General features: G+C 72.1%; 11 protein-coding genes. 6 read left to right on the top strand and 5 right to left on the bottom strand.

What is annotated here, in order from left to right:
- Nucleotides 1-31: 31 nt before the first annotated feature.
- Nucleotides 32-475 (bottom strand): hypothetical protein, encoded by a 444-nt coding sequence (locus ACTWPW_RS31225; protein WP_443170726.1) that lies wholly within the window; start codon nt 473-475, stop codon nt 32-34.
- Nucleotides 476-1,091: 616 nt separating this feature from the next.
- Between ACTWPW_RS31225 and ACTWPW_RS31220 the strand changes: the two genes are divergently transcribed.
- The 5 genes from ACTWPW_RS31220 (at nt 1,092) to ACTWPW_RS31200 (ending at nt 9,720) form a co-directional block, all read left to right on the top strand.
- Nucleotides 1,092-3,752, top strand: a complete 2,661-nt coding sequence (locus tag ACTWPW_RS31220; protein WP_443170725.1) for a helix-turn-helix transcriptional regulator — start codon at nt 1,092-1,094, stop codon at nt 3,750-3,752.
- 218 nt (nt 3,753-3,970) lie between these two features.
- On the top strand, nt 3,971-4,678 hold the full coding sequence (locus tag ACTWPW_RS31215; RefSeq protein WP_443170724.1) for an alpha/beta fold hydrolase: 708 nt from the start codon (nt 3,971-3,973) through the stop codon (nt 4,676-4,678).
- Between the two features lie 707 nt (nt 4,679-5,385).
- Nucleotides 5,386-6,765, top strand: a complete 1,380-nt coding sequence (locus ACTWPW_RS31210) for a sensor histidine kinase (RefSeq protein ID WP_443170723.1) — start codon at nt 5,386-5,388, stop codon at nt 6,763-6,765.
- Between the two features lie 475 nt (nt 6,766-7,240).
- Nucleotides 7,241-8,806: a serine hydrolase domain-containing protein gene (locus ACTWPW_RS31205; protein WP_443170722.1), complete on the top strand. Its 1,566-nt coding sequence runs from the start codon at nt 7,241-7,243 to the stop codon at nt 8,804-8,806.
- Nucleotides 8,807-8,937: 131 nt separating this feature from the next.
- Complete coding sequence (locus ACTWPW_RS31200) at nt 8,938-9,720, top strand: MerR family transcriptional regulator (protein WP_443170721.1); 783 nt, start codon at nt 8,938-8,940, stop codon at nt 9,718-9,720.
- 258 nt (nt 9,721-9,978) lie between these two features.
- Here ACTWPW_RS31200 and ACTWPW_RS31195 read toward each other — a convergent pair whose 3' ends face one another.
- Nucleotides 9,979-10,431 carry a carboxymuconolactone decarboxylase family protein gene (locus ACTWPW_RS31195; RefSeq protein WP_443170720.1) on the bottom strand — a complete coding sequence of 151 codons (453 nt, stop codon included), beginning with the start codon at nt 10,429-10,431 and terminating at the stop codon, nt 9,979-9,981.
- A 131-nt stretch (nt 10,432-10,562) separates the two neighbouring features.
- Here ACTWPW_RS31195 and ACTWPW_RS31190 point away from each other — a divergent pair, with 131 nt between their 5' ends.
- On the top strand, nt 10,563-11,447 hold the full coding sequence (locus ACTWPW_RS31190; protein WP_443170719.1) for a sigma-70 family RNA polymerase sigma factor: 885 nt from the start codon (nt 10,563-10,565) through the stop codon (nt 11,445-11,447).
- A gap of 122 nt (nt 11,448-11,569) precedes the next feature.
- Here ACTWPW_RS31190 and ACTWPW_RS31185 read toward each other — a convergent pair whose 3' ends face one another.
- The 3 genes from ACTWPW_RS31185 to ACTWPW_RS31175 all read right to left on the bottom strand — a co-directional run.
- Nucleotides 11,570-13,879 (bottom strand): ATP-binding protein, encoded by a 2,310-nt coding sequence (locus ACTWPW_RS31185; RefSeq protein ID WP_443170718.1) that lies wholly within the window; start codon nt 13,877-13,879, stop codon nt 11,570-11,572.
- Nucleotides 13,880-14,168: 289 nt separating this feature from the next.
- A complete protein-coding gene (locus ACTWPW_RS31180) occupies nt 14,169-14,666 on the bottom strand; it encodes a hypothetical protein (RefSeq protein ID WP_443170717.1) in 498 nt (165 codons plus the stop codon).
- On the bottom strand, nt 14,663-14,936 hold a 274-nt coding region (locus ACTWPW_RS31175), incomplete at its 5' end, for an ATP-binding protein (RefSeq protein WP_443170716.1). The genes ACTWPW_RS31175 and ACTWPW_RS31180, both read right to left, overlap by 4 nt.

Below are 14,936 nucleotides of genomic sequence, written 5' to 3'. Positions count from 1 at the left end.
GCCTGTGGGTCGGTCACTTCAGCGTGGCCCTTCATGAGGTCCGCCCTGCGGGGGTGGTGAGGGCGCACGAGGCTCTGGTGAAGGGGGTGAACAGTTCGACGGTGCCGTCCTCGGTCGTCAGCACGGTGCCGCCGACGGCGACCTGGCCGTAGCCGGCCTGGAGGGCGAAGGTCATGCCGGGCGCGATGACGAAGTCGTGGCCGCTCGGCGGCTCCTGGCCGCCGGCACTCAGGCTGAGCGGGTTGAGCCCCACGAGGTACGGCTCCCCGCCGGGACCGCCCAGGTGCGCGGCGACCGCGGCGGCGGCCTGGCCGACGGTGTTGGCGGGCCGTACGGCGCGCAGCCCGGCCGCGTAACCGGCCTTGGCCCGATCGAGCGCCTCGGCCACGGTGCCGGGCACCTCGCCGGGTAGGCGCGGCATGCGCCCTCTGACCTCGAGGAAGCCGTACGTGCAGCGGATCTCGACCAGCACCACGTGCCACGGGAGATCGGCCCGCCGCCGGCGCGGAGAGCGGGCGCGGCGAAGCCGGGGCCGGTGGCCGGAGTGGAGGGGCCGACGCGCCGGTGCTGATGCGTACGGCCGGTGTGGATGGGGAGACGCCGGCACTGATGCGGACGGCCGGTGTGGAGCAGCCCGAGCACCTGCGACCACAGGCTGTGAGGCAGGAGCGGACCCCGGTGGATCGGCGGGTACGGTTCCAGGCCGAGCACGCCGACGGCCGACCGGTGCAGCCGGTGTTCCCAGAGCACCTCGGCGATGCCGTACGCGTGCCGGGACGGCCGGGTGGGCGCCCACGGGCTCCGGGACGGACCGTCGGTCAGCGCCACCGGCCTGCCGACGCGGGGGAAGACGACGATCGCGTCCGAGGGGCCCCCGGTGAAGTAGGTGTTCTCGTACAGCAAGAGCGCCTCGACGACTTCGGCGTCCATCAGCGCCCGGCCCAGTGCCCAGCGACGGCTGCGCTCGTTCTGCGAGTACGTCCCGAGGTTCATGGTTCGAAGGCTAGGAATCACCGGGCCCCGGCCGCATCGGACAGATGTCCGGTCTTCCCGATTGCCTGCCGGACGGACACTGATCTAGATTTCCGGTCATGCTTCATGGGCGCGGGAAGGAGCAGGCCGAGCTCGATCGGCTGCTCGACAAGGCCCGCGCCGGCTCCAGCGGGGCACTGCTCATTTCCGGGGAGCCGGGGATCGGCAAGTCGGCGCTGGTCGACTACGCCGCGGATCGCGCGCCGCCACTGCCGGTGCTGCGGGTCAGCGGCGTCGCGAGCGAGGCCGAGCTGCCTTACGCGGCACTGCAGTTATTGCTCGGCCCGGTCCTGGGGGAGATCGAGGCGCTGCCCGAGCCGCAGGCCGACGCGCTGCGAGCCGCGCTGGGCCTGGCCGCGGCGCCGCCGTCCGGGGTGGACCGCTTCCTCGTCGGCCTGGCCGCCCTCACCCTCCTCGCCGAACGGGCGCCGCTGGTGTGCCTCATCGACGACACCCAGTGGCTGGACCGGGCTTCGGCCGACGCCCTGCGTTTCGTGGCGCGCCGGCTGCGGGGCGAGGGCGTCGCCCTGGTCTTCGCCGCCCGGCCGGGGTTCGAGGCCCCGGGGGTGCCGGTGCTGTGCCCTGCCGACCTCGACCGCGCCGCGGCGGCCCGGCTGCTGGACGAGCACGCGCCCGGCCTGAGTGCCGGGGCACGGGAGCGGGTGCTGGCCGAGGCGGCGGGTAACCCGCTCGCGCTGCGCGAGCTGCCCGCGTACACCACCGACCCGCTGGCGACGGCCAGGCTGCCGCTGCCGCACCGCATCCAGCAGGCATACGAGCAGCGCATCCGCGAGCTGCCCGCGCCCACCCAGACCCTGCTGGCCCTCGCCGCGGCCGAGGAGTCCGGCGACCTGACGGTGATCTTCGCAGCCGCGGCGGCCCTCGGCCTGCCGGTCGCCGCCCTCGACTCGGCCGATGCGGCCGGGCTGGTCACCGTCTCCGCACCGACGTGGTCGTTCCGGCACCCGCTCATCCGGGCCGCCGCCTACCAGAACGCCACCTACAGCCAGCGGCTGGAGCTCCACCGCGCTCTCGCCGACGTACTGACCGGCGAGCTGGACGCCGATCTGCGGGCCTGGCATCTCGCCGCGGCCGCGACCGGACCGGACGCCCAGGTGGCCGAAGCGCTGGAGCGGGCCGCTGTCCGCGCCCGCGAGCGCACGGGCTTCAGCGCCGCCGCCTCCGCGCTGACCAGGGCCGCACAGCTCACCCCGGACGTCGCCGAGCGGGGCCGGCGGCTGGTGCTCGCCGCCGAGACGGCCGAGCTGGCCGGGCGGACGGAACACGCGCTCGCCCTGGCCGACGAGGCCGAACGCCTCACCCCAGAGCTCCGGCCCGCCGCCCTGAGGGCGCGGATCGCCTTCGAAAGCGGTTCGCTGCGTACGGCCTGCGACATCCTGATCGAAGCGGCCGGGAAGAACGACACGGAAACCGCCGCCGCGATGCTGTCCGACGCCGTCCGCGCGGCGTTCTACGCGGGCGAACCCGGCTGGGCCGGGCAGGCCCGTACCCGGCTCGACAAGCTGCCGCTCCCCCGCGACGCCCTGGCCCGGCTGATGGCCGCCGGCGTCACCCTGCTCCTCACCGGAGCGGTGGAGGAAGCGCTGCCGAGCTGCCGCGCGTACGTGGCCCGGGTCCGGCGAGCCCCGGACGCCCCGGCCATGATGCGCAGCAACGCCGCCTCGCTGGCCATCCTGGTCGGGGACTTCGACGCCTCCCGCACGCTGTCGATGTCGCTCACCGAGGAGTGCCGCGCCCGCGGCATGATCGGCTGGATGCCGCTGGCCCTGGCGACGCTGTCGGTCGCCGAGCTCTACCGCGGGCGTTTCCGGGACAGCGCGCTCGCCGCGGCCGAGGGGCTGCGCGTCGCCGAGGACACCGGGCAGCTCCACCGCCTGGCGCACCAGCAGGGCGTGCTGGCCTGGCTGGCGGCGGTGGAGGGCGACGAGGAACGCTGCCGGGCCCTGGCCGAGCAGAACCTCACCCACTTCGCCACCGAGCACGTCGCCACCAGCAGGGCCTGGGGCGTGTGGGCCCTGGCCATGCTCGACCTGGGCCACGGACGTTTCGAGGCCGCCCTCGACCGGCTCGACCGGGCCGCTCAGGGGCCGGTCGGACGCCAGATCCACGCCGTGTACTTCGCGCCCGACCAGATCGAGGCCGCCGTACGGCTCGGCCGGCCGGAAGCGGCGGCGGTGCCGTACGAGCGATTCCGCCGCTGGGCGGAGGCGGCCGGCCTGGCCTGGGCGCGTGCCGTACTGCACCGCTGTGAGGCCCTGCTGTCCGCGGACCCGGACGCCGAGGAGCACTTCGTCGCCGCCCTGGACCGTACGGACCGCCCCTTCGAGCAAGCCCGCACCGAACTCCTCTACGGCGAATGGCTGCGCCGCAACCGGCGCCGCACCGACGCGCGCGCCCACCTCCGTGCGGCCCAGGAGACCTTCCGCGGCATCGGCGCCGCTCAGTGGGCCGACCGCGCCGCGGCCGAACTGCGCGCCACGGGCGAGACGCTCAGCCGCCACGACACCGACGACCTGGCCGCCCGGCTCACCGCCCAGGAGCTCCATGTCGTCCGGCTGGCCTCGACCGGAGCGACGAACAAGCAGATCGCCGCCCAGCTCTTCCTCAGCCCCAAGACGGTCAGCCACCACCTCTACCGGGCCTTCCCCAAGCTGGGCGTCACCGTGCGCACCGAGCTCGCCCGTATCGACCTGGGCTGAGTTCAGCCGTCGGACGATGGCCGCGTGAGGTGGCCATCGCTTCGGGCGATCGAGTCCATCGGGAACAATCGCTTTTCACGATGGCGTCTGGCTCCTAGCGTGGTCGGCATGACAGCGACCCACCGTCGCACCGACAAAGGCCATACCTCGCGCCTGGGATGGCTGGTCCTCGCGGTCGCCGTCGTCGTGCGCTGTTCCGACGATCAAGAGAGAGTCCGATGAGCACATTCGTGTTGATCCACGGCGGAGGAGACGTCGGATGGTCGTGGCACCTGGTGGCGGCCGAGCTACGAGCGCGTGGGCACGACGTGCTGGCCCCCGACCTTCCGGGTGACGACGAGTCGAAGACGCTGGCGGACTACGCCGACGCCGTGGTCGAGGCCGTCGGTGACAAGCGGGACCTGGTCGTCGTGGGCCACTCCTTCGGTGCGTTCACCGCCCCCTTGGTCGCCGATCGCCTGCCCGTCGACGTGCTGGTCCTCCTGGCCGGCATGATCCCGTCGCCGGGTGAGTCGCCGGATGAGTGGTGGGCCAACACCGGCTACCAGAGCGCGATGGAGGAGCAGGCCAGGAGCGATGGCGGTTTGACCGGCCACGCGGATCCATTCGTGAGCTTCTACCACGATGTGCCCCGGGAGCTGGCCGAGGAGGCGCTGGGCAAGGAGCGCGACCATCCGTCCAGTGCCGCCTCGGCCGGTCCATGGCCGTCGGATGCGTGGCCGGACGTGCCGACGAGGTTCGTGCTCTGCACCGAGGACCGCTTCTTCCCGCCCGGCTTCTTCCGCCGGCTGGTGCCCGAGCGCTTGGGCATCGTCCCCGACGAGATCGCGGGCGGCCACTGCGTCGCACTCAGCCGCCCCGGAGAGGTGGCGGACCTGTTGGCGGGCTACGCGGCCGCCGCGTCCGCCACGAGGATCGAGCAGTGAACCGTTCCTCGCCGTCGCCCTCCCACCCAGCGCGGGTCCGACGCTCCCCGGCCGGTGGCCGGCGGACCTCACATCGGATGGACCTGATGCGAGGCTGCTCCCCAAGGGTCGGTCGAAGCGGTGTCGAGAGGATCCGGTGACGGTGATGTCCAACAGGCTGGAGTCACATGGCCAGGTCGCGGCGGCGGAGCCCGTACAGGCCCGCGGCCGTGAACCCGGCGGCCACGAGCGTGAGCCCGAGCAGCGTGCCCGCGGCCGGCGCTGCCCCGACCCAGCCCCCTGACGCGGCCGGCAGTCCCCAAAGGACCCGGCCAGGGGTAGCCCGGCGCTGACGCAGACCACGGTGATCAGCACGGCCAGGACGACATTCGCGGCCAGCACGACGGTGAGGGCGGCGGTCACCGGGGTGTGCCGCGCCACGGCGGACGACCCGACGAGCTCGCGCCTGCCAACACCCGCGGACGACATCGAAGTGCTCTGGCAGGCCGGAGACGTTCGGCGCACGACGGTGCAACTGATCTCCATACAGGCCCCAACAGCCCGACACCCTGCCTAGATCGGCCGCTTCGAGCCCGGCTTGCACACGATTGCCCCGGAACCGTCCACGCCTGCGGCGCAAGGTTGTCGAACCTTGAGGGGAATCTGCCTTCGCCCCCATCTGACTCCCGAATGCGCACATTTACCCTGGTCGCACAAGGGGGAGCGCGTTGAAGGCATGTCGTGAGTGGTCGGTGCGGACCCGGCTGAGCCTGCTGTCGGCCATCGTGATGACTCTCCTGTGCGCGGGCATCGCCGCGTTGATCATCAAGATCGTGCACGACGACCGCACGCTGGAAACCAATCGCCGTAATCATCATGCGATCACGCACGCCGCCCGCCTCCTGACCCGTGGCCAGGTGCCCACGGCAAGCACGGGTTACCCGATCTCCGCCTTCCAGGTGATCGACCCCACCGGCCGGATCGTGTCGGCCAGCGCGAACCTGCGAGGACGGCCACCTATGGCCCCATTCGTCCCGAGCCCCCTCGTGGGCGGGATGGAAACCCTGTGCCACATGCCCGACCTCCCGGGCACCTGCATGATCGTCTCCGCTCAGCGTGTCCCACGGCCAGACGGCGACTGGAGCATCTTCGTAGCCGCGCCCGCCCACCCGTGGTACGTCACCGAACGGCTCCTGACCGGCGTGGTGGCGGTCTTCGTGCTGCTGATCGCGATCACGACCATCGGCGCGTGGCGGATCGTCGCCAGATCACTCAAGCCGGTCGATACCATCCGGACCCAGCTGTCCAAGATCACCTCCACGGATCTGGGGCACCGCGTTCCGGTGCCCGGGCCGCGAGATGAGATCCATGACCTGGCCTGCACGGTGAACCAGACCCTGACGCTGCTGGAGGCCGCGTTCCAGCGGGAACGCCGCTTCACCTCCGACGCCTCACACGACTTGCGCAGCCCCATCACCGCGATGCGCACGCAGCTGGAAGAGGCGCTCCTCCACCCTGCCGACGCCGACTGGCCCGCCACAACCGCCGCCATGCTGAACAGCCTGCACCGCCTGCAGGCCATCGTCACCGATCTGCTGACCCTCTCCCGCCTGGACGCCGGCGCGCTCGGTCCCGCCGCGCCGGTGGACCTGAGGGATCTGGTGTCCTGCGAACTGGACCACCGCCACCCGCATGAGGTGGTCATAGCTCGCGACCTCCAGTCGGCCCTGGTCCACGGCGACCGCCTGCAACTCGTCCGCCTGCTCACCAACCTGGTCGACAACGCCGAACGGCACGCCGCTTCCACCGTGACCATCTCACTGAGCGCCGAAGCGGGACAGGCCGTGCTGGCGGTGAGTGACGACGGCTCCGGCATCCCCGCGGGTCAGCGGGAGCGGATATTCGAGCGCTTCGCCCGCCTGGACGACGCCCGCGACAAGGACGCCGGCGGCACCGGGCTCGGCCTTCCGATCGCCCGGCAGATCGCCGAACGCCACGGCGGAACGCTCACCGTCGAAGAGTCCGAGCAGGGCGCTCGTTTCGTCGCCCGCATCCCGCTGTACTCCGCACGCCGGCCACATCCCTCACACGATCAGCCCACCGAGTAGCGAGCAAGGTTCTCCCGACTACCCGGATGCGTGCGCAACTGCGGGAGTTTCCGCTGCGCAGGCACCAGTTCGACGGGACGAGGGTGAGCGCGAGCGCCTGGCGGCCGCGCCTGCAGGCGGTCGGACACGCTGTCGCCGAGACGGCCACGGACGCCGGCCTGCAGTGCGAGACCCTGGATGAGCGGGATCGAGTCAAGCTGGGAGCGGATACGACGTCATGGCAGCGGCGAGCGGTCGCCGGCGGCCGGGTCGGCTCGCGACCGGGGATCGCCTTACGGAACACCATCGAACCTCCCGCGCGAGATGCGACTGTCACCCGCGGGGGACGGCGTCCTGCTCCCAAAGCTGTCTCAACCCTCAGAGCGGCTGTGAGCTAGATCACGGTTGAGGTTTACCTTGGGTCAGGGTGCAAGCTCGGCGCAGCGCAGCGGCGCGACGCTGACCCGGACATAACAGCTTCGAAGGGCAAACCACCATGACGATCACCCTTTCCGATCAGGACAAGAGCACCCTGCGGATTGCCGCCTACGGCGCCGTGTCGCTGATGGCCGCCGCCGGTGCCGCCGGCAAGCCTCACAAGATCGCCACCAACGGCAGCATCGCGCTGGGCTCGGCCACCGGCCTGATCGGGCATGTGCTCGCCGACTACCCTGACGGCAAGGACCTGACCGGCACGTCCGTGGCCGAGATGGCCGACCGCGTGCTGCCGGCCCTGACCGCGGCCATGAACCTCCTGAAGCAGCAGGATCCGGCCGAGGCCGACAACTTCCGCGGCACCGTCCTCGTCGCTGTCGAGACCGCCCAGATGCACCAGAGCCGGCCGAGCCCGGCCACCGCCGCGATGGCCCGCAAGATCACCGAAGCCCTCGACACCGCCGGGGCGGCCGTTGCGGACGGCGGGGCCGTGCCGGAAGCCGCGGCCGGGCAGGACCGGCCGGAGCTGCAGAAGGTGATCGAGGAGATCGTCGAGTCCGGTTTCCTCGGGGTGTCGCTGCGCGTGCACGACGAGCGGGGCGAGTGGGCCGGCAGCGCCGGGGTGGCCGAGCTGGGCGGGACCGCCAAGCCGCCGGTCAACGGCCATGCCCGGATCGGCAGCAACACCAAGACCTTCACCGCGACCCTGGTGCTGCAGCTGGTGGCCGAGGGCCAGATCGAGCTGGACACCCCGGCGGCCGACTACCTGCCCGAGTTCGGGCTGGACGAGCGGATCACGGTGCGGATGCTGCTGCAGCACACCAGCGGGCTGTTCAACTTCACCGGCGAGGTCTACGACGACGGGTCGATCGTGCACGGGATCCCCGTGCCCTACGGCACCACGGGCAAGGAGTGGGTGGACAACCGGTTTCACACCTACCGGCCCGAGGAGCTGGTACGTCTGGCGCTGTCCAAGCCGGCCCGATTCGAGCCGGGGACCGGCTGGAGCTACTCCAACACCAACTACGTGCTGGCCCGGTTGCTGATCGAGAAGGTCACCGGCCGCTCGCTGGCCGAGGAGATGCAGCGGCGGATCCTGGGACCGCTCGGGCTGTCGGGCACGGTGGTGCCCGACGCCTCGCCGGAGATTCCCGAGCCACACACCCACATCTACTACCGGTACGAGGACGCCGGCGAGCAGAAGACGATCGACATCACCCGCCACAACCCCTCCTGGGTCTCAACCGGCGGGGACATGATCTCGACCAGCCAGGACCTCCACACGTTCATCTCCGCGCTGCTGGGCGGCAAGCTCCTGCCGGCCCCCCTGCTCGCCGAGATGTGCACCCCGCGCGCCACGGGCATCCCGAACTTCGAGTACGGGCTGGGAGTGATCGTCCAGAAAACGGACTGCGGCGGCACCGTCATCACCCACAGCGGCGGCACTGTCGGCTCCACGACGCTGATGTACATCACACCCGACGGCGGCAAAACCATGACCGCCGTACTGAACTGGGTGGCCGACGCCGACATGTCCATAGCGACAGCGCTCCGGAACGCCCAGCAAAGGCTCGTCAACGAGGTGTTCTGCGGCGAGAAGGCCGATCCGGCTCAGCCGGCGGACTGAACCCCCGTTACCCGTACGCCTCGAGAGGCGACCCCTTCCGGTCGTGCATCAGGTAGAACGCGAACTGGGACCACATGCTCGGCTATGGTCTGGCTAGTCGCCGCGCTCGAGGACAAGGCAGGATTGCGCCGATGAACGGAGTCACGATCGGGCAGGCGGCGGCGTTCGTCGGCGTCACGGTGAAGACGGTGCGCCACTACCACAAGCTCGGCCTGGTGAAGGAGCCGGAACGCGACAGCTCCGGCTACCGGCGCTACGGCTCGGCCGAGCTGTTGCGGCTGGTGCAGGTCCGGACGCTGGCCGCCGCCGGGGTGCCGCTGGCCGAAGTCGGGCCCCTGCTCGACGCCGACGCCGCGCCGTTCGCCGCCGCTCTCACCGACGTCGAACGGCAGCTCACCGAGCGGATCGAGGAGCTGATCGCGCGCCGTGACATGCTGCACCGGCTCGCCGACGGAGACCGGGCCCTGCTGGGCGACCGCGCCGTGGCGCTGCTGGAGCGGATGGCCGGCCTCGGATTTCCCGCGGAGGAGGTGGCGGCCACCAGGGAGGGCTGGGTGCTGGCCAGGGCCCTGGTCCCGGAGGGCTTCGACGACTTCCTCACCCATGTCGAGCACGCCCTCGACGATCCCCGCTTCGTCGCGTTGAGCAAGCGCGCAGTCGAAGCCACGACATGGGAGCCGGACGACCCGCGCCTGGCCGAGCTCGCCACTGCCGTTGCCGACCACTTCCTCGCCAACCCCGCACACCTGAAGATCGTGACCGGCCTGCAAGCCCGCACCGACGCCGCAGCCCGGTACGACCTGATCGCCCACCACGGCGAAGAGCAGGGATCGGCCACGGCCCGGGGGGTCGCGCTCGTCGAGGCCAAGCTCCGCGCCGCGGGCATCCACATCCCCAGACCAGACACCCACTGACCGCGCCGGTCCCCAGGCCGAAGAACCGGGGACCGGCCGGAGAACCGGGGACCGGCCGGGATCTGCCGGCAGACAACCGCGGGAGCAGCTCGTCCCACGCTGGGTGCGTGCATCGCCTCAGCCATCCACGCGTCCTTCGAAGGAGCGGCCGTCGCGGGGAAGGAACGTTGCGGCCGGGGCCTCCTGATTTCTGATCGGGCCTGGGTGCTGCGGCGGCCCGCTGGGTGCGGACCGCCGGGTACGTTCACGCGTACGTGATCAGTCCCACTTCTGGCCCGCGGGCACCCGGAACGTGGTGTTGATGCGGTTGAAGAAGTTGGTGGTCGCGATCATCAGCACCAGGGCCCCGAGCTGCCGCTCGTCGAAGTGCTTCGCGGTCTCGGCGTAGATCTCGTCGGTCACCGAGCCCGGCCGGTCGGAGAGCCGGGTCGCGGCCTCGGTGAGCGCGAGCGCGGCACGCTCGGCGTCGTCGAAGATCGGGTTCTCGTACCAGGCGGCGAGGTTGAGCATCTTCTCCGCGCTCACCCCGGAGTTCGCGGCACTGGCGATGCCGGCGTCCACGCAGGCGCTGCAGCCGTTGATCTGGCTCGCGCGCAGATGCACCAGCTCCAGCGTCTGCTGCGGCACGCCTCCGGCGTACATCGCCTTGAAGAGCTGCTGGACGGCGCCCGTGATGTCGGGCTGGGTCGAGGCGTCCTTGATACGCGTCATCTCTGCTCCCCGGGAGGGTCGTCGGAACGGTTGACGCCACTACGACGTGCCGCCGCCCGGGAAGGTAACGCGGGGCCTGCGTTACCTTCGCGGCTCGCGATACGTCGAAGTGCCGGTACCGAGGAAAGACCATGAGGAGGATCGTGACCGTGACCGACGAGGAAGAGCTCGCCGCCGCGTTCGAGGCCCAGCGCTCCTATCTGCACGCGATCGCGTTCCGCCTGCTCGGCTCGCACGCGGACGCGGACGACGCCGTGCAGGAGGCGTGGCTGCGGCTCGTACGCAACGGCGCCGACGGGATCGGGGAGCTGCGCGGCTGGCTCACCACGGTGACGGTGCGGATCTGCCTGGACGCGCTGCGCAGGCACGGGGTACGGCGGGAGCAGCCGCTCGAACTGGAGGTCGGGATGCTCCCGCGGGAGGCGGTCTGGGGCTCCGGGACCGACCCCGAGGAGGAGGTCCTGCTAGCCGAGTCGGTCGGTCTCGCGCTGTACGTCGTCATGGACGCCCTGACCCCGGCGGAGCGGGTGGCGTTCGTGCTCCACGACGTGTTCGAGGTGCCGTTCGACGGGGTCGCGGCCATCCTCGGCCGGAGCACCGCGGCCACGAAGATGCTCGCCAGCCGGGCCCGGGGGCGGCTGCGGACCAGGGTGGCCGCCGCCGACGCCGCGGGCAGGGAGGTCGTGGACGCGTTCTTCGAGGCGGTCGGCAAGGGTGACGTCGCCCGGCTGCTCACCATGCTCGCGCCCGATGTGGAGCTGCGCGCCCAGACGCCCGGAGGGGCGGTCACCATTCGCGGAGCGCGCAACATCGCCGGTCAGGCGACGCTGTTCAGGAACGCGGACGCGCGGATGCATCCGGCGCTGGTGGACGGCGCCCCTGGAGCCGTCATCACCTTCGGCGGGCGGCCGGCCACGGTCGTGGCCTTCACGATCGTGGACGGCCTCATCACGGTGATCGGCTCCATGACCGACCCGGCCCGGCTGGGCCAGATCGTGCCGGCGTGGGTGGAGTGAGGCGGGGCACCGAATCATGTACCGGCGAGCTCGATGCGACCCGCCATACGGTTGGGGAGCCCAGCGGGGTCTTGGCGTCGGCGTCCGCCAGGAGAGTTCGCCGGGCTCACCGTCAGGTGACATCACCCGACTGTCCCGTCAGCTGCTTCCGGCCTGCCGAGGGCCGCCAGCTCCGCTTTCGCCTGCTCAAGCGATCTGGGCGTCCACGTTTTGTGCTTCTCCGCCAGCTCGATCGACCGGGTCAGATACTCGCGGGCTTCGCCGGTCGCACCCAGCCCGGCATATGCCCGGCCCAGCGCCAGGCGCATGTTCATCGTCCAGATGCTGCCCTGCTCCATGGTCTCGGCCAGAGCCGGCTCCGCCACCTCGATGGCCTCCTGCCAGCGCTGCGCGGCGAGCAGAGCGCCGGCCAGGCCCCCCAAAGCGAACAACCGTGAGTGCTGTGCCGCGGCGGAGACGACCGGCTGCTCGTCGATGCTCCGCAGCAAGCTGCGGTACTCCTCGATCGCCTCCTCCTGCCTGCCGAGACGGGCGAGCGCGATCGCCACTCCGCCGCTGGCCCAGTAGTAGGTCTGGTGGTAACCGGCGGCTTCGGCCAGCTCTCGCCCCCGGGTGTACGCCCACAGCGCCTGATCGACGTCGGGCAGGGCCCGCCAGGCCTCGGCCGCGTTGCACACCGCGTCGGCCTGCTCTCTGACGGCGCCGAGGCTTTCGGCGAGCCGGTAGACCTCCATCGCCCGCTCCGCACCCTCCCTCAACGCCGCCTCCCCGCGGCGTGAGTAGGCGGCGAGGAACGCCCAGACGTGGCGGTTCATGTGCCACAACTCCCGGCGGCGGTCGGACAGCCGGGCGGCGGCGGCACGCGTCAGCCCGAACACCTCCAGCCAGTCGCCCAACCAGTGCGGCGTGTAGGCCGCGAACCAGCGCATCGCCTCACCGAGTCCGGCCACCTGCTCGTGCCGGTCGGCTGCGGCCGCCATCCGCAGCCCGGCCAGCCAGGTGTCCCTTTCGACCTCCAGCCAGGCCCGCGCCTCCTCCTGCGTGGCGAGCGGAACCAGGCCCTCGTAGCCGGGCGGTGGTGCTCCGTGGTCGGGTTCGAACCACCGCCCGGCCACGGTCGCGGTCTCCAGCAGCCAGTCGGCCACGCGCCGCTCGGCCGCCGCTCTGGCCTCGGCGGGTTCCTCCTCGCGCAGCCGGTGGCTCGCGTACAGCCGGATCAGGTCGTGGAAGCGGTAGCGGTCGGCGCCTTCATGCTGCAGCAGGCCCAGCTCGACCAGGTCATCGAGCTGATCCTCGGCGGCGAACACCTCGCTCTGGGTGAGCACCGCGGCGATCGGCGCCGCGAAGTCCACCGCGGGGACCAGCGCCAGCCGCCGGAAGGTCGCCTTCGCCCGCGACGACAGCAACGCGTACGACAACGCGAACGCCGCCTCCACCCCCACATCGCCCACCGCCAGGTTCGCCAGCCGGCGATCCGCATCCGACAGCCGCTCCGCCAGGTGTCGCATCGTCCATCCGGGCCGGGATGCCAGTCGGGTGCCGGCGATCCGCAACGCCAGCGGCAGGTGTCCGCACAGCCCCGCCACCTGCGCCGTCTCCCCCGCCGCGCGATCGGCGGCGTCCCGCACGATGGCCTGCAACAGCTGCGCCGACTCCCGCGGCGAGAACGGCGCGAGCGCGATCCGCGTCACCCCCTCCAGCCCGCCCAGCGTGCGGCGGCTGGTCACGACCACCATCCCCGCGCCGGGGCCCGGCAGCAGGGGCCGTACCTGAGCCTCGTCGGCGGCGTTGTCCAGCACCAGCAGGCACCGCCGCTCCGCCATGAGCGCCCGCAACTGGCTGGCCCGCTCCTGCTCCTCCTCGGCGATCGCGCGCGGGTCCAGACCCAGCGCCCGCAGCAGCCGGTGCAGCGCCTCGGCCGCCGGCATCGGCTCGGCGTCGACGCCCCGCAGGTCCACGTAGAACTGCCCGTCCGGGAACACCTCCCGCAACAGCTCGGCCGCCCGCACCACGCACGCCGTCTTCCCCAGGCCCGCCTGGCCGTGCACCACCACGACCGGCGTGGGGCCGTCCGCGGGCGCCGCCCGCCCTTGCTCGCACAGCAGCTCGAGCTCGGCCTCCCGGCCGACGAAGTCGCCGAGCCCGCGCGGCAGCTCGTACAGCCGCGGCCGCCCCGCCCGCTCCTCCCCCGGGCCGCTGGACCGCGGCCGGCCCGCCCTGGCGGCCTCGGCCAGTTCCGCCCGCTGCTCCTCATCGAGCCGCAACGCGTCGGCCAGCGCCTGCACCGTTCGCCGTTGCGGGCCGCGGCTGATGCCGCGTTCCATGTCTCCGATGGCTCGTACGCTCACGCCGGAGGCGTGGGAAAGCTCCTCGATCGTCAAGTGCGCGGCCTGCCGCAGGCTCCGCAGGAGCGGGCCGAACGAGTTGACCATCCATCCTCCTCGCTGCCTGCACCCGGCCACCGGGCGGCGTGATCCAAGGTACCGGCGTGCCCGGGACCGGCGGCCGGCGGGCCACGCCAGGGTGGAGCCGCCGGTTCGCCCCGTCCGGGGCCGACGGCGACCTGGCCGACGCGGTCGTCGTAGGCGCTCACGGCGGACAAGCGCTGCGGTGCACTGTACTGGCCGGGTTGCGGACGTCCCACAGGACGGCCACGCTGCGCGGACCGCTGCGGCCCTGCCGCCGCGGTGGCACGGGCGATCCGAAGGAGAGAACAGGTCGTTACCGTTGCCCCGGGCAGCTCCGGGGGTCGACGTCCTCCTCCGTGCCGGCGACGGTGACCTGGGCAGGGCTGTCCGGCGTCGCGGCGGCGGCCGTGCACACGATCTGCTGGACGGCGAGCGCGGACAGGTCGCCGGCCGCAGCGGACGGGGTCACCAGCACGTGGCCGGCCGGTTTGGCGGTCACCAGGAACGGGGCGGCTTGGGGCGGGACGTCGGTGGTGAACCCTTTGGCCTGCTCCCTGGCGGTGGGTCCGTCTGCCAGCAGCGCGAGCGTGTCGGCCCGGAACAGCGGACGGCCACCCAGCCCGGGCCGCGCCACCGGACTGAGCCGGCCGTTCTTGACCAGATAGAGGGTGATCGTCGTGACCGGTACGACGCCTCCGCTCGGCGGGTCGCCGGCTTCGATGACGTCACTCGGCCGCACGCCGCAGCCGGCCACGGCGGCGAGCGACACCAGGCCCGCGGCGAGCACGCGGCGGGCGGGTCCGGTCCTCATTCGGGGCCTCCCGTGTCGGTCTGCCCGTCCGGATCGTGTGCCCGGCGCGGCAGGCGCAGCGTGAAGACGGCGCCGCCGTCCGGGGCGTTGGTGACGGTGAGATCGCCTCGGTGCAGACGCGCGTTCTCCCGCGCGATGGCCAGGCCCAGGCCGCTGCCCTCGGACCGGGCCCTGGCCGCGTTGGCCTTGTAGAACCGGTCGAACACGTGCGGCAGCACCGCTTCGTCCAGCCCCGGCCCGTGGTCGCGAACCTCCAGAGCGGTCCAGGGC

The sequence above is a fragment of the Nonomuraea sp. KM90 genome (assembly GCF_052246675.1).
Taxonomy (GTDB): domain Bacteria; phylum Actinomycetota; class Actinomycetes; order Streptosporangiales; family Streptosporangiaceae; genus Nonomuraea.
The sequence above is the reverse complement of the archived record's forward strand: the minus strand, read 5'-3'. Positions and strand labels throughout refer to the sequence as shown.

What these genes read in the sequence shown, in the direction of transcription:
- ACTWPW_RS31220 (WP_443170725.1), top strand. Translation starts at nt 1,092, where the DNA reads ATGCTTCATGGGCGCGGGAAGGAGCAGGCCGAGCTCGATCGGCTGCTC.
- ACTWPW_RS31190 (WP_443170719.1), top strand. Translation starts at nt 10,563, where the DNA reads ATGAGGAGGATCGTGACCGTGACCGACGAGGAAGAGCTCGCCGCCGCG.
- ACTWPW_RS31195 (WP_443170720.1), bottom strand. Translation starts at nt 10,431, where the DNA reads ATGACGCGTATCAAGGACGCCTCGACCCAGCCCGACATCACGGGCGCC.
- ACTWPW_RS31215 (WP_443170724.1), top strand. Translation starts at nt 3,971, where the DNA reads ATGAGCACATTCGTGTTGATCCACGGCGGAGGAGACGTCGGATGGTCG.
- ACTWPW_RS31180 (WP_443170717.1), bottom strand. Translation starts at nt 14,666, where the DNA reads ATGAGGACCGGACCCGCCCGCCGCGTGCTCGCCGCGGGCCTGGTGTCG.
- ACTWPW_RS31185 (WP_443170718.1), bottom strand. Translation starts at nt 13,879, where the DNA reads ATGGTCAACTCGTTCGGCCCGCTCCTGCGGAGCCTGCGGCAGGCCGCG.
- ACTWPW_RS31200 (WP_443170721.1), top strand. Translation starts at nt 8,938, where the DNA reads ATGAACGGAGTCACGATCGGGCAGGCGGCGGCGTTCGTCGGCGTCACG.
- ACTWPW_RS31205 (WP_443170722.1), top strand. Translation starts at nt 7,241, where the DNA reads ATGACGATCACCCTTTCCGATCAGGACAAGAGCACCCTGCGGATTGCC.